The 14,353-nt window shown below is 70.3% G+C and carries 13 protein-coding genes; 6 read left to right on the top strand and 7 right to left on the bottom strand.

Features of this window, described 5'->3' with window-relative positions; translation table 11 throughout:
• Nucleotides 1-22: 22 nt before the first annotated feature.
• Nucleotides 23-832: a PH domain-containing protein gene (locus VFA06_RS21015; protein WP_324842371.1), complete on the bottom strand. Its 810-nt coding sequence runs from the start codon at nucleotides 830-832 to the stop codon at nucleotides 23-25.
• Between the two features lie 336 nt (nucleotides 833-1,168).
• Between VFA06_RS21015 and deoC the strand changes: the two genes are divergently transcribed.
• From deoC to VFA06_RS21000, 3 genes are all read left to right on the top strand, one after another.
• Nucleotides 1,169-2,113, top strand: a complete 945-nt coding sequence (deoC, locus tag VFA06_RS21010; RefSeq protein WP_349260275.1) for a deoxyribose-phosphate aldolase — start codon at nucleotides 1,169-1,171, stop codon at nucleotides 2,111-2,113.
• 85 nt (nucleotides 2,114-2,198) lie between these two features.
• Nucleotides 2,199-3,635, top strand: coding sequence for an aldehyde dehydrogenase family protein (locus tag VFA06_RS21005; RefSeq protein ID WP_349260274.1), 1,437 nt, complete (start codon nucleotides 2,199-2,201; stop codon nucleotides 3,633-3,635).
• Nucleotides 3,636-4,002: 367 nt separating this feature from the next.
• Nucleotides 4,003-4,857: an aldehyde dehydrogenase family protein gene (locus tag VFA06_RS21000; RefSeq protein WP_349260273.1), complete on the top strand. Its 855-nt coding sequence runs from the start codon at nucleotides 4,003-4,005 to the stop codon at nucleotides 4,855-4,857.
• A gap of 288 nt (nucleotides 4,858-5,145) precedes the next feature.
• On the opposite strand, the gene VFA06_RS20995 is transcribed toward VFA06_RS21000, so the two are convergent.
• From VFA06_RS20995 to VFA06_RS20985, 3 genes are all read right to left on the bottom strand, one after another.
• Complete coding sequence (locus tag VFA06_RS20995; RefSeq protein ID WP_324842367.1) at nucleotides 5,146-6,066, bottom strand: hypothetical protein; 921 nt, start codon at nucleotides 6,064-6,066, stop codon at nucleotides 5,146-5,148.
• A gap of 154 nt (nucleotides 6,067-6,220) precedes the next feature.
• Entirely contained in the window at nucleotides 6,221-7,336 is a 1,116-nt protein-coding gene (locus VFA06_RS20990) for a hypothetical protein (protein WP_324842366.1), read from the bottom strand.
• A gap of 208 nt (nucleotides 7,337-7,544) precedes the next feature.
• Nucleotides 7,545-8,183 (bottom strand): SigE family RNA polymerase sigma factor, encoded by a 639-nt coding sequence (locus tag VFA06_RS20985; protein WP_324842365.1) that lies wholly within the window; start codon nucleotides 8,181-8,183, stop codon nucleotides 7,545-7,547.
• Nucleotides 8,184-8,440: 257 nt separating this feature from the next.
• Here VFA06_RS20985 and VFA06_RS20980 point away from each other — a divergent pair, with 257 nt between their 5' ends.
• The 3 genes from VFA06_RS20980 to VFA06_RS20970 are packed head-to-tail and all read left to right on the top strand — an operon-like array spanning nucleotide 8,441 to nucleotide 11,350.
• Nucleotides 8,441-9,127 (top strand): response regulator transcription factor, encoded by a 687-nt coding sequence (locus tag VFA06_RS20980; RefSeq protein ID WP_324842364.1) that lies wholly within the window; start codon nucleotides 8,441-8,443, stop codon nucleotides 9,125-9,127.
• A 7-nt stretch (nucleotides 9,128-9,134) separates the two neighbouring features.
• The gene (locus VFA06_RS20975; RefSeq protein ID WP_324842363.1) at nucleotides 9,135-10,727 is read left to right on the top strand and encodes a HAMP domain-containing sensor histidine kinase; all 1,593 of its coding nucleotides are present in this window, start codon (nucleotides 9,135-9,137) and stop codon (nucleotides 10,725-10,727) included.
• Nucleotides 10,724-11,350 (top strand): hypothetical protein, encoded by a 627-nt coding sequence (locus VFA06_RS20970; RefSeq protein WP_324842362.1) that lies wholly within the window; start codon nucleotides 10,724-10,726, stop codon nucleotides 11,348-11,350. The genes VFA06_RS20975 and VFA06_RS20970 overlap by 4 nt, the downstream gene beginning before the upstream one ends.
• A 149-nt stretch (nucleotides 11,351-11,499) precedes the next feature.
• On the opposite strand, the gene VFA06_RS20965 is transcribed toward VFA06_RS20970, so the two are convergent.
• From VFA06_RS20965 to VFA06_RS20955, 3 genes are read right to left on the bottom strand one after another with little or no spacing between them, the layout of a single operon-like run.
• Nucleotides 11,500-12,606, bottom strand: coding sequence for an adenosine deaminase (locus VFA06_RS20965; protein WP_324842361.1), 1,107 nt, complete (start codon nucleotides 12,604-12,606; stop codon nucleotides 11,500-11,502).
• Between the two features lie 10 nt (nucleotides 12,607-12,616).
• On the bottom strand, nucleotides 12,617-13,927 hold the full coding sequence (locus tag VFA06_RS20960; RefSeq protein WP_324842360.1) for a thymidine phosphorylase: 1,311 nt from the start codon (nucleotides 13,925-13,927) through the stop codon (nucleotides 12,617-12,619).
• On the bottom strand, nucleotides 13,924-14,340 hold the full coding sequence (locus tag VFA06_RS20955; protein ID WP_324842359.1) for a cytidine deaminase: 417 nt from the start codon (nucleotides 14,338-14,340) through the stop codon (nucleotides 13,924-13,926). Before VFA06_RS20955 ends, VFA06_RS20960 begins: the two co-directional genes overlap by 4 nt.
• Nucleotides 14,341-14,353 lie beyond the last annotated feature (13 nt).

The following is a 14,353-nucleotide window of genomic DNA, read 5'->3' as shown; positions in this document are numbered from 1 at the left end:
GCGGCCGGAGTCCGTCCGCTTGTCAGCGGATGCTCAGCGCGACGATGAGGAACACGACGCTTGCGCTGAGCAGTGCGAACGACAGGACGGACCAGCGCACCGTGCCCGAGTCGGCCGGGGCGGTCTCGACGGCGGGTGCGGCCTTCGGCGCGGCTGCGGCGTCGCTCGAAGACTCGGCACTCGTCGACACATCTACGCTCGACGACGACGCGGTAGCGGACTGCGCCTCTGCCGCAGCGGCGGCCTGCTCAGCCTCCTTGGCCTTGAACCGCGCCTGGACCGCGTACGCCTCGCGCCGCGCGTTCATCTCCTCGATCGCCTGGTCGGCGAAGGAGAGCCGCTCGACCGGGTCATAGGAGCGGCGGCTGCGTGACTGCAGCATTTCAGCCGGGACTCCGCGCTTGGCCAAGCGCTGCGCCTGCGACAAATCCCTGAGACGGTGCCGCTCGGATCGGCGGCGCTCCCGCAGCGAGACCGGGATGGCCCAGACCGTGAAACGGCGGCTTTCCGTGTGCGCGATGAAGGAAAGCCGTGCGCTGAGATCGGTCACCGCGTCCCAGGGCAGCTCAATCGTGCGAAACGGATTGCGCACGACAAGCCGGTCATTCCACGCGAACGCCGCAGGATAGACGCCGTAGAGCCCCGCCAGGACGGCCACCAGCGTGAGGACGGCCGCGGCGACCAGGTCCTGCGTTCCGGACTCGATCAGCAGATCGATCGCACCGAATCCGCAGAACAGCACGACCAACGCACCGCCGATGAGCGCCGCGGGGCCGCGGTACGCGGTCGGTTTTTCTGCGGTCGAACGGGATTCGGTGGCGAGCGGAGTCATGACCCTGGATTCTGCCTCACGGGCTGGGTGCGGTCCATGTAGGGTGGCCGGATTCAAAGCATGTCACGGCGTCATAACGGGGTGATTCCGATCGAGGGGTGATGCCCGGTCGGCCGCCGGCACGCGGATCGCACAAGTTATCCACAACCTGGACGACGGGTCCGGCGGCGCTCGCCGCCGCCGTTTACGCTGGATCGTGTGACCAGCACGACCGAAGCGGCGCAACGGCCGCACACCGATCCGGCCCGCGAACCGGGCCTGAGACCAGACGACGGACCGAGCCGTGACATAGCCGCGGCCCGGGACACCGGCGTGGACCAGGCGGAGACGCACCACGTGCCCGACCGGCTCGATCTGCGCGCGGCCACCGGCAACGAGGCGGCACTGCGCGGCTTCCTGCACGGGCTGCCCGGGGTGGACAAGGTCGGCGCGGAGGCGCGGGTCGCCCGGCTCGGCACCCGGTCGATCAAGACCTCCGCCAAGGGCTTCGCACTCGACCTGGCGATCCGGATGATCGACCTGACCACGCTGGAGGGGGCGGACACTCCCGGGAAGGTGCGCTCGCTGGCGGCGAAGGCGCGCAGGCCTGATCCGTCGGATCCGACCTGTCCTTCGGTCGCCGCGGTGTGCGTGTACCCGGATCTGGTCGAGGTGGCCAAGCACGAGCTGCGCGGCACCGCTATCAAGGTCGCCTCGGTCGCCACCGCCTTCCCCTCCGGCCGCAGTTCCCTCGAGGTCAAGCTCGCCGATACCCGGATGGCCGTGGCGGCGGGCGCGGACGAGATCGACATGGTGATCGATCGCGGCGCCTTCCTCGCCGGGCACTACGGCGCGGTCTTCGAGCAGATCGCGGCGGTGAAGGGAGCCTGCGGCGACGCGCATCTGAAGGTCATCCTGGAGACCGGCGAGCTGGTCACCTATGACAACGTGCGGCGGGCTTCGTGGCTGGCGATGCTGGCCGGGGCGGATTTCATCAAGACCTCCACCGGCAAGGTCTCCCCCGCGGCGACGCTGCCGGTGTCGCTGGTCATGCTGGAGGCGGTGCGTGACTTCCGGGCGGCAAGCGGCCGGATGGTCGGGTTCAAGCCGGCCGGCGGCATCCGCACCGCGAAGGACGCGATCAAGCATCTGGTCGTGGTCAACGAGACCTGCGGCCCGGACTGGCTCGACCCGCAGTGGTTCAGGTTCGGCGCGTCCTCGCTGCTCAACGATCTGCTGATGCAGCGTCAGAAGCAGGCCGCCGGCTATTACTCCGGGCCCAACTACGTGACGGTGGACTGACCCGATGGCACAGCGGAAATCCTCACGGCTGCCCGAGAACACCGCGGCAGCGGATACGCCGAGCACGGCTCCGACCGCCTCGTCGGTGGCGAACCTGTTCGAGTACGCCCCAGCGCCCGAGTCGCGCGCCATCGTCAAGATCAACCCGAGCTACGACCTGTTCATCGGCGGCGAGTTCGTCCCGGCCACCGGCGGCGCGCTCAAGTCGGTGAATCCGGCGACCGAGGAGGTGCTCGCGGAGTTCGGTGTCGCGTCGGAGGCCGACGTGGACCGCGCGGTGGCCGCCGCGCGCACGGCTTACGACCGGATCTGGTCGCAGATGCCCGGCTCGGAGCGGGCCAAGTACCTGTTCCGCATCGCCCGGATCATCCAGGAGCGCTCGCGCGAACTCGCCGTGCTGGAGTCGATCGACAACGGCAAGCCGATCCGCGAGACCAGGGACGTGGACCTGCCGCTGGTCGCCGCGCACTTCTTCCACTACGCGGGCTGGGCCGACAAGCTCTCCTACGCCGGCTACGGACCCGATCCCAAGCCGCTGGGCGTCGCGGCGCAGGTCATCCCGTGGAACTTCCCGCTGCTGATGCTGGCCTGGAAGATCGCCCCGGCGCTGGCCTGCGGGAACACCGTGGTGCTCAAGCCCGCCGAGACCACGCCGCTGACCGCGCTGGCCTTCGCGGAGATCTGCCGGCAGGCGGACCTGGCGCCCGGCGTGGTCAACATCGTGACCGGCGCGGGAGAGACCGGGGCCGCGCTGGTCGGGCACCCGGACGTGGACAAGGTCGCGTTCACCGGCTCGACCGAGGTCGGCCGCGGCATCGCGCGCGCCGTCGCGGGCAGCCGGAAGAAAGTGACCCTGGAGCTGGGCGGCAAGGCGGCGAACATCGTGTTCGACGACGCGCCGATCGACCAGGCCGTCGAGGGCGTGATCGACTCGATCTTCTTCAACCAGGGGCAGGTCTGCTGCGCGGGTTCGCGGCTGCTGGTGCAGGAGTCGATCGAACCGGAACTGATGGACGCGCTGCGCCGCCGGATGGAGACGCTGCGGGTCGGCGATCCGCTGGACAAGAACACCGACGTCGGCGCGATCAACTCGGCGGCGCAGCTGGCGAAGATCACCGAGCTGACCGAGGCGGGCGAGGCGGAGGGCGCCGAGCGCTGGTCCCCGGCGTGCGAGCTGCCGTCCACCGGCTACTGGTTCGCGCCGACCGTGTTCACGAACGTCTCGGCCACGCACCGGATCGCCCGCGAGGAGATCTTCGGACCGGTGCTGTCGGTGCTGACTTTCCGCACTCCCGAGGAGGCGGTGGCGAAGGCGAACAACACACCGTACGGGCTGTCCGCGGGGATCTGGACTGAGAAGGGTTCGCGGATGCTGGCGATCGCGAAGAAACTGCGCGCCGGGGTGGTGTGGGCGAACACGTTCAACAAGTTCGACCCCTCCTCGCCGTTCGGCGGCTATCGCGAGTCGGGTTACGGCCGCGAGGGCGGCGCACACGGTCTGGAGGCGTACCTCGATGTCTGACAAGACCGGTGCCGACGGCACGGCGAAGACGACCGCGGCAAAGAAGACGCCTCCGAAAAGGGTGACTGCCAAGAAGACAGCCACGAAGAAGACGGCCGCTAAGAAGACCGCAGCGGCACAAGGCTCGCCGAGGGAGACCAGCGTCGCAGCCGCAGTGCCTGCCGTGAGCGGTGCGGCCGCAGGCAAGGGCACTGCCAAGCGTGCCGCCTCAGCATCCACCGAAGCGAGCGCGCCGAAAGCCGCCCCGCCGACTTCGGCTGACTCTGGTGCGCCCGAGGGCTCCAATACGGCCGCTAGCGTTCCCGCCGAATCGGGCGCGGCCGCCGTCGAGACGCCGACCGCCGAGCGGTACAGCACGCGAACCCGGCTGGCCGTGCGCAAGACCTACAAGCTCTACATCGGCGGGGCCTTCCCGCGCTCGGAGAGCGGACGGAGCTACGAGGTGACCTCTGCGCAAGGCGCGTTCCTGGCGAATGCCGCCCTGGCCTCCCGCAAGGATGCCCGCGACGCGGTGAGGGCGGCTCGGTCGGCGTTCAGCGGGTGGTCCGGCGCGACCGCGTACAACCGTGGCCAGATCCTCTACCGGATCGCCGAAATGCTCGAAGGGCGACGCGAACAGTTCGCCGACGAGGTAGCCGCCGCCGAGGGCGTCACCCGTGCTTCGGCGCTCGCGCAAACCGACGCCGCGATTGACCGCTGGGTCTGGTACGCGGGCTGGTCCGACAAGATCAGCCAGGTGCGCGGGACCGTGAACCCGGTGGCCGGACCGTACTGGAACGTCTCCTCCCCCGAGCCGACCGGCGTCGTGGCGGTGTTCGCACCGGAGCGACCGTCGTTGTTCGGGTTGGTCTCGGTACTCGCTCCGGTGATCGTCTCCGGAAACACGGCGGTCGTCGTCGCGCCCGGTGCGACGGCGCTGCCCGCGATCACCCTCGCGGAGGTGCTGGCGACCTCGGACCTGCCCGGCGGCGTGATCAACATCCTGACCGGACGGATCGCCGAGCTCGGCATGCCGCTCGCAAGCCACCTCGACGTGGACGCGCTGGACCTGTCCGGCGTGACGGACCCCGAGCTGGCGACCGAGTTGGAGCGGGCTGGCGCGCAAAACCTCAAGCGGCTGCGTCGGCCGGAACCCGAGCCGGACTGGACGGCCGATCCCGGGCTCGACCGGATCGTGTCCTTCATGGAGACCAAGACGGTCTGGCACCCGGTCGGAGTCTGACCGGCAGAGGGCAGGCCAGCGCGTGCGGGCGCAGCGCGTGCTGGCCCGGAATCCGACACGCACGAATCCGGCGCCGATCGGCAGGCTCTCGTGAAGCCGCCGACCGGCGCCGGACGTGTGTAGTGGACCAGAGGGCCACTCGCTATTGGCATGCGATCCGCGAAGTACACACGCACGCGATCCGCGAAGTGGTTAAGCACGCAATCCGCGAGGTGGCCAGGCACGCGATCCGCGAAGTGGTCTGGCCTGCGATCCGCAAGATGTGCACGCGCGCGAGCTGAGGACCGGTCAGTTGTGCGGTCCGCCAAGCAGCGTTCCGAGCAACGGCAGGTCGGAGACCGGGAGGCCGTCGGCGAAGGTGTCGCTTACCGGCTGAGTCGAGACGGGGATGCCGCCGAGGCTGGTGTCGACCACATTCGACAGCGGGTCGACGCCGGTGCCGGCAAGCGGGTAGAGCTTGAGCCGGCCGAGCCGCGACCAGTTGGGAGCCGGGGCCGCAGCGGGCACGGGCGCCAGCTCGGGAGCAAGGGCAGCCTCGGGCGCGAGCGCTGCGTTGGGGGCGGGGGCCGCATCGGGAGCGGGCGCTGCGTCAGGAGCGGGCGCCGCGTCAGGAGCGGGCGCTGCGTTCGGGGCGAGGGCAGCTTCCGGCGCGGAGACAGCAGCCGGAGCGGGGGCCGCGTCGGGCACGGATGCCGAGGCGGGAGCGAGTGCGGCTTCCGGCGCAGAGGCAGAGACCGGCGCGAGTGCTGCACTGGGAGCCGGGGCCGCATCGGGAGCGGGCGCTGTGTTCGGCGCGGGCGCTGCGTTCGGTGCGGGCGCTGCGTTCGGCGCGGGCGCCGCATCCGGTGCGGCAGCGGTCATCGGCGCGTCCTGCCACTGCGCCTGAGCTTGCGTTGGCTGCTGCCCCTGCACCTGAGCTTGCGTCTGCTGCTGGGCCTGCGCCTGCTGCCGCCCCTGCACTCGCACCTGCTGCGCCTGCTGCTGCGTCGCGGCTGAGGTCACTGGAATCGCGTCCGCGCTGGTCGTCGTGGAGCCGAGCGCCGCGGTGTCGGCGACGTCTCCCGAGACCGGTGACGCGGCCTCGGCCGCCGTTGTCGCGGCCGACGCCATCGGAGCCGCCGCCGCGACCGCCAAGCCCGCGCCGAGCGAGGTGAGCGCCAGGCGGCGCGCGCTGCCCGGGATTCGCCCGGCTGTCCTTGACTGACGCATCTTGAAACGTCCCTCACAGAGGTCAGAGATCCGCGCAAAACGGACTGGTACCCGAGGCAACTCGGATACCAGTCCGAAGTCACGCCGCCTCACCCTCCTGGCGGACAATAGGCCTTAAGTAGGGTTTTGCCCTAATAAGTCCTTGATCAAATCGCTACTCGGAGCGCCAGTCGCCGATTTGGAACGGTCCCTGGCGCGGCTCCGACTCGTCGGCGTGGGACGACGGGATCTGCTGGCCCTGACCTTGCCCCTGTGCCTGGCCGAGTCCCTGGCCGTGGGCCGGGTTCTGCGCCGCGGGCTGCGGAGTGGAGCCACCGACTCCGCTCGGAGACCAGGGGCTTTGCGCGGCCGCGTAATCCTGCATCGTCGGCGGGACCGGCGGCTGCGGCTGCGGCTGGTGCGAACCAGTGCCACTGGGGCTAGGCGGCTGTCCGAACGGCTGAGACTGCTGATGCTGCTCGTAGCCCCCGGACTGGCCCTGGCCCTGCGGCTGGCCGCCCTGAACCGGCGGAAGCAGCTGCGTGCGGTCCTGGCCGAACGGCTGCGGTGCTCCGGCCGCGCCAGCGCTCGGGCCCTGCCCGTGTCCTTGAGCTTGCTGACCGAACGCGGTCGGCCCCGACTGGCCGGGCTGCTGGCCGAAGCCGGCCTGTCCGGGCTGCTGGCCCGGCTGGCTGCCGGCGCCCTGCTGCGGGGTCCAGCCGAAGCCGCCGGGGGGCGGTCCGGGCTGCGCGTACTGCTGGCCGCCCTGGCCCGCACCGGTTCCCGCTCCCGGGCCGCCGGTCCAGCCGCCGCCGAACCGGCCGGGCTGACCGGACGGGCGCGCCGTCTGCGGGTTGAGGATCTGCCACGTCATCCACACGAACAGGGCCGCGACCGCGACGACGACGCCCTCGCCGATCGCCATCACGAAGGTGAGGAACTTGCCCTCGCCGCCGATGCCGTCCGCCCCGAACTGGGCCAGCGCGGTCACCAATCCGAACAGCAGCGCGACGCCCATCTCCACCAGCGCGGCGAGCGTGATCAGCCGCGCCTTGGCCAGCGCCGGGGTGACGTGGTTGGCCAAGTAGACCGCGAAGGCCGCGGCCGCCGCGACGACCACGTCGAGGAACGCGCCGACCTGGTCGTGCGCACGATTGGCGAAGGGCTCGGAGAACCCGTTCGAGGACGGGGGCGCGAGCAGATTGATCACTGCGACAAGGAGGGTGAGCCCCGCGAACACGACGGCGGCCAACGCCGCCGGCTCGCGTAGCTTTTTCAACGTCTCAGGCATGGCAGTGCAACGCTCCCGTGTCAGTCCGCTTGTCTTTCCGGCTGTCTTTCGGCGCAAGACTTCCACATTACCGAGCGTGATTGAAGTGGCGGATGTCGCCTCGTCCCGTCAGGCGCGATCGGCGCATGACATCAGGCCACGAACGGGCACCCCCGTGACCGGCCCGCAGCGGCCGCAACCCCGGCCGTACCCCCTTGTTTCTCTGCGGCTACGCGGCCTGCGACTCGACGAGCCATTCGCTGTTCTGCGACACGTACCCGGCCAGCGGGCGCAGCGCCGGGTCGTCGCGCAACTTACGCAGCGCGCGCCACAACGCCGACTTGACCGTGCCGACCGACACGCCCATCCGCTCGGCGATCTCAGTGTCCGTGTACGAGCCGTAGTACCGCAGCGACAGGGCCTCGCGGTCCCGCGCCGAAAGCCGCATCAGCGCCCGCGCCACCGCGACGCGCATCTCCACCTGCGACATCGACTCGCCGTCGTAGCCGTGCTCGGGCAGTTCGTCGGTGGGGTACTCCTCCACCCGGCGCTTGCGCCACTGCGAGATCTGGTGGTTCGTCATGGTGCGGCGCAGGTACGAGCCGACGACCGCCTTGTCCTCGATCCGGTGCCAGGCCTGATACGTCTTGAGCAGGCCCTCCTGCAGCAGGTCCTCGGCCTCGGTGCGGTCACCCGCGACCTGGTGCGCGGTACGCAGCAGCGAGGAGCGGCGTTCCGCGACGTACGCCGCGAAATCCGCAGGCGCGTCAGAGGTAGTGGCACCCGTGTGCTTGGAACCGGATGCGGACGAACCCGCGTCGAATCTCCTAGCGGGGGCCGGAAGTGTTGCCAGAGTCTGGAAGCTCATGGTGATTAGCCTGGCCCCCGCATTTCATCGTCGCGTACGCCTCGCGTCACAGAATTGCCACAGGCCTTCGTGACCCCTCCCACGCAGCCACTTCCAGCGGGAATCGACGAAATCTGACTACGCAGGGTTACCCGGTCACACGGGAGCGTCACAATTCGAACAGATATTCACCACGGCCGATGCGCGATTGTGTGAAGGACTGCTAAAGCCGCCGGTGGTATCGACCATGGACGTGTGAGTTAGGTAAGAATGGGTAGGTGCCGAGCCTTCTCCTCGTCGAAGACGATCCGTCCATCCGGATGGCCATCGAGATCGCGCTGACCCGTCAAGGGCACCAGGTCGCGACCGCGGCCACCGGCGAGGAGGCGCTGGAGATGTGGCAGAGCCAGCGGCCGGAGCTGGTGGTCCTCGACGTGATGCTGCCCGGTATCGACGGCTTCGAGATCTGCCGCCGCATCCGCCGCACCGACCAGGTTCCGATCATCCTGCTCACTGCGCGCAGCGATGACATCGATGTCGTGGTCGGGCTTGAGTCCGGCGCTGACGACTACGTGGTCAAGCCGGTGCAGCCGCGTGTGCTGGACGCGCGCATTCGCGCCGTGCTGCGGCGGCACGGCAACGGCGTCCCGGACGCCGGGGACACGGCCGTGTTCGGCGACCTGGTGGTCGATCGCGCGGCGATGACGGTGACCCGGGCCGGCGAGCCCATCTCGCTCACGCCGACGGAGCTCAAGCTGCTGGTCGAGCTATCCCGCCGCCCCGGCCAGGCCCTCTCCAGGCAGCAGTTGCTGCGCCTGGTCTGGGATCACGACTATCTCGGCGACTCGCGCCTCGTGGACGCCTGCGTGCAGCGGCTTCGCGCGAAGGTCGAGGTCGTGCCCTCCGAGCCGCAGCTGATACGAACCGTACGCGGCATCGGCTACCGCCTGGATCCGCCGAGGTGACCGCGCGGTGAGCCGAAAAACGCCGGGTCCGCCGCGCGGCGGACCCGCACCTTATCCGACCCCTCCGAACGCGGCGGAGGTCATCGGGCGCGAGCAGCGCCGCCGCCGGTCCGGGGCGCATCGGCGCAGGCTGCGGCTCTCCGGAATCCGCCCGCGGCTGTTCATGGGCTTCGTCGCGGTCGCCGCCATCACCGCGGCGATCATCACCGGCGCGTCGTACTTCCTCATCCGGGACGCGCTCGTCTCCCGAGTGGCCACCAACGCGCACTCGCAACTGCTCGCCGACGTGGACGCCAACGGCGCGCAGCTTCAGCAGTCCAACTCCGCGCAGACCGACACCACGATCGCGGACTTCATGGCGAAGAACGGCGGCGGGGTGATCCTGCTGATCACCACGCGCGGCCCGGTCGCCAGCGACTCGCAGTTCACCAACCAGGACATCACCAAGGCGTTCCAGACCGCGGCACGCGACCAGGTCGTGCAGGAGCGCAAGATCATAGACGGCACGCCGTACGTGGTGACGGGCACGCGGATCAAGCCGAACGGTCCCGAGGTCTACCTGTTCACCTCGCTGGAGTCGGAGCAGGCGATCCTCACCGAGCTGATGACGATCGGCCTGGTCTCCGGCGGTCTCGCGCTGCTCGGCGCGGGCGGCGTCGCGTTGCTGGCCACCCGCAACGTGCTGGTGCCCATCCGCCGGCTCGGGCACGCGGCGCGGATGCTCGGCCAGGGCGACCTGGACGTCCGCCTTGAGGTCAAGGGCACGGACGAGATCGCGGACGTCTCGCGCACCTTCAACGAGACCGCCGAGGCGCTGGCCCGTTCGATCGCCGAACTGCGCGCCATGGACGCCGCCTCCCGCCGTTTCGTCGCGGACGTCTCGCACGAGCTGCGCACCCCGCTGACCGCGATGACCGCGGTGACCGAGGTGCTGGAGGACGTCGAGGACGCCGATCCGACCACCGTCTCCGCCGCGCACCTGATCGCCAACGAGACCAAGCGGCTGGCCCGGCTGGTCGAGGACCTGATGGAGATCTCCCGGTTCGACGCGGGCACCGCGGCGATGCGGATCGAGGACATCAACCTGCCGGAGCTGATCGAGGCGACCCTGGCGACCCGCGGCTGGACGAGCAAGGTGACGGTCGACGCGCCACCGCTGCTGGCGACCCGGATCGACGCGCGGCGCATGGACGTGGTCATCGCGAACCTCGTCGGCAACGCGCTCAAGCACGGCGGCGAGCCGGTGGCGCTGAGCCTGTTCGACGACGGGCAGTACGTGATCGTTCAAGTCGCCGACTCCGGTCCCGGCATTCCAGCCGACGCGCTGCCGCACATCTTCGACCGGTTCTACAAGGCGGACAAGGCGCGCGGCCGCTCCGAAGGCAGCGGCCTGGGCCTGTCGATCGCCTTCGAGAACGCCCGCATGCACGGCGGACAGCTGTCGGCACGCAACCGCAGCGAAGGCGGAGCCGTCTTCACGCTCAGGTTCCCGAAAGAGCAACAGGTTGGCGTGCTCGCGGAATCGGACGGGGCCGGCGATCGCAGTCCTGGCCGGTCGGGATCGGGACCCTATGGCCGAACGCAGGGGGTGAGTGTGTGACCAGCGAGCAGGCGGGCGGCGCGGCGAGCGAAATCCGGCGGGACGAGACCCGGCGGCGAGCGATGCGGCGCAGAGCATTGAAGCTCGGCGGGCTGCTGGCCGCACTCGTGCTGCCCGTGGCCTCGGGTTGCGGCATCCAGCCCACTGGGATCACCAGCCTCGGCCCGGCTCCCGAAGTGTCGGGCGCCGCCGCGCAGCGGGCGCTGGCGCAGCAGGTCGGCTCCTCGCAGTACGTGCTGTTCTTCTACCAGGACGGTCGGCTGACCCCGACGTACCGTAACAGCGACAGCACGACCAACGAGGAGACCGTGCTCGGCGCGATGCTCCAGGGGCCGACCAAGGAGGAGGAGGCGCAAGGCCTGTCCACTGCGCTGCCGGCCGGCTTGATAGCGGTACCCCGCGCGAGCGGCCAGGCCGACGCGTACATGGTCACCCAACCGCTCAACACCAAGGCGAAGGCACAGTTCTTGTGCACGATGCAGTACTGGGACCAGTCGATCTCGGTGGGCATTCAGGTCAAGGGCGCGGAGAAGCCGACCTGGAACGCATGCGCCGACATGGTCGACTACTACGTCCCGATGCCCGGGGACGGTGCCGCGGTCGGGACGATGCCGGCGGGCTGACGAGCTAAGGCTCGGGTCGGCTAGAGCTAGGGCCACGGCTAGAGCTCGGGCTGCGGCTAGGCGCGCGGAGCGAGCCCGGTACCGAACAGGGGCCTGCGTCCGGTGACGTGACGCAGACCCCTGCCCGTGGCGCTTAGGCGCTTACGCGCTCAGTCGTCCTCGTCGCCGCGCAGATCCGCGTAGCCGTTGATGATCTGGTCCGCGATGGCGTCGCGCACGTCGTGCGCGAGGAACGCGGCGTCGATCGCGTTGAGCGCGACCAGCTCCAGGTCGGAGAGGTCCCAGCCGAAGTTCTCCGCGAGCAGCCCGAACTCGCGGCTCATCGACGTGCCGCTCATCAGCCGGTTGTCGCAGCTGACGGTCACGTTGAAGTCGAGCTCGTACAGCTTCTGGACCGGGTGCTGCGCGATCGTCTCGGCGATGCCGGTCTGCAGGTTGGAGGACGGGCACACCTCCAGCGCGATCCGCTTGTCCCGCACGTACGCGGCGATCCGGCCGAGCTTGGCGTCGTCCTCGGTGAACTCGATGTCCTCGATGACCCGCACGCCGTGGCCGAGCCGGTCCGCGCCGTTGAGCAGCGCCGCGGCGATGGAGGAGGGGCCGTCGGCCTCGCCGGCGTGGATGGTGAAGCGGAAGAACTGCTCACGCAGGTACTTGAACGCGTCGGCGTGCAGGTCCGGGCCGAAGCCGAGCTCGGGCCCCGCGATGTCGAAGCCGGCCACCCCGGAGTCGCGGTGCCGCACCGCCAGCTCGGCGATCTTCAGGCTGTGGCCGGGCTCGGTGTTCTGCCGCATCGCGGTCACCAGGGTGCCGACCTTGATGAAGTGGCCCGCGGCGGCGGCGCGCTCCTCGCCCTCGCGGCAGCCGGCGTTGACCGCCTCGACCACCTCGTCGAGGCTCAGCCCGTTGCGCAGGTGCTGCTCGGGGGCGTAGCGGGTCTCGGCGTAGACCACGCCGTCGGCGGCCAGGTCCTCGACGGTCTCGGCGGCGACCCGGCGCAGCGCGTCCGCGGTCTGCATGACCGCGATCGTGTGGTCGAAGGTCTCCAGGTAGCGCGGCAGCGAGCCGGAGTCGGCGGCGTCGCGGAACCAGGTACCGAGCTTGGCGGCGTCACGGCTCGGCAGGTCGGTGTAGCCACAGGCGTCGGCCAGTTCGATGACGGTCTGCGGCCGGAGGCCGCCGTCGAGGTGGTCGTGCAGGGCCACCTTGGGCGCCTGTCTGATCTCGTCCGCGGTGAGCGATGTCGTTTCAGTCACCCGCAGTACCCTACGCGCTTACTCGCTCAAGGATGAGCGGACGCGGGGCGAAGTCCGCACCGCGGCCCCCAAAGTCATCGACACCGGCGTCGTCGGCGCCGATGCTGAACGCGCCGGACAGATCGTCGAGCGCGGCCTCGAACCGCTCCGGCGTGTCGGTGTGCAGGGTCAGCAGCGGCGCGCCGGCGGTCACCGTGTCGCCGGGCTTCGCGTGCAGCTCGATGCCCGCTCCGGCCTGCACCGGATCCTCCTTGCGGGTGCGACCAGCGCCGAGCCGCCAGGCCGCGACGCCGACCGCGAGCGCGTCGAGCCTGGTCAGCGTTCCGGAGGCGGGCGCGGCCAGCACGTGCCGCTCCTTGGCCCACGGCAGCTCGGCCTCGGGATCGCCGCCCTGTGCGCGGATCATCCGCCGCCAGGCGTCCATCGCGGAGCCGTCGGCGAGCTTGTCGGCCGGGTCTACTCCGTCGATCCCGGCGGCGGCGAGCATCTCGCGGGCCAGCGCCAGGGTCAGCTCGACCACGTCGGCCGGCCCTCCCCCGGCCAGCACCTCGACGGATTCGCGCACCTCCAGGGCGTTTCCGGCGGTCAGCCCGAGCGGAACCTGCATGTCGGTGAGCAGCGCCACGGTCTTCACGCCGTGGTCGGTGCCGAGCGCGACCATCGTCTCGGCCAGCTGGCGGGCCTGCTGACGGTCCTTCATGAACGCGCCCGAGCCGACCTTGACGTCGAGCACCAGCGCGCCGGTGCCCTCCGCGATCTTCTTGGACATGATCGAGGAGGCGATCAGCGGGATCGACTCGACCGTCCCGGTCACATCGCGCAGCGCGTACAGCTTGCGGTCCGCCGGGGCCAGCTCGTCACTCGCCGCGCAGACCACGGCGCCGACCTCGCGCAGCACGTTCAGCATCTCCTCGGTGGAGAGCCTGGCCCGCCAGCCGGGGATCGATTCGAGCTTGTCCAGCGTGCCGCCGGTGTGGCCGAGCCCGCGCCCGGACAGCTGCGGGACCGCCGCGCCGCACGCGGCCACCAGCGGGGCCAGCGGCAGGGTGATCTTGTCACCGACGCCGCCGGTCGAGTGCTTGTCCGCGGTCGGCCGGTCCAGCGCGGAGAAGTCCATCCGGATCCCGGTGCCGATCATCGCGTCGGTCCACCGGTTGATCTCGCCCCGGTCCATGCCGTTGAGCAGGATCGCCATCGCCAGCGCGGACATCTGCTCGTCGGCGACGGTCCCGTCGGTGTAGGCCCGGATCACCCAGTCGATCTGCTGGTCCGTCAGCCGCGCGCCGTCGCGCTTGGCCCGGATGACGTCGATGACGTTCATGGCGCTCTCCGTGGTGAATCGGGCGCGGTGAGATGTTCGGGACCGAAGGCCTGGGGCAGCACGTCGGACATCGGCAGCACACCCTCGGGCGTGTCCACCAGCAAGTCCGGCCCGCCGTGCTCGTAGAGCAGCTGGCGGCAACGGCCGCATGGCATCAGCGTCCTGCCTTCACCGTCCACGCAGGCGAAGGCGACGAGACGTCCGCCGCCGGTCAGGTGCAGCGCGGAGACCAGGCCGCACTCGGCGCACAGGGTCAGGCCGTACGAGGCGTTCTCGACGTTGCAGCCGCTGATGATCCGGCCGTCGTCCACCAGCGCCGCCGCGCCGACCGGGTAGTGCGAGTACGGTGCGTACGCCTTGGTCATCGCGGCACGGGCCTGTTCGCGCAGGGCCTGCCAGTCGATGCCGGTCATGCGGTGCACAGCC

It is taken from the genome of Actinocrinis sp. (genome assembly GCF_035653575.1).
In the GTDB taxonomy this organism is placed as follows: domain Bacteria; phylum Actinomycetota; class Actinomycetes; order Streptomycetales; family Catenulisporaceae; genus Actinocrinis.
The sequence above is the reverse complement of the archived record's forward strand: the minus strand, read 5'-3'. Positions and strand labels throughout refer to the sequence as shown.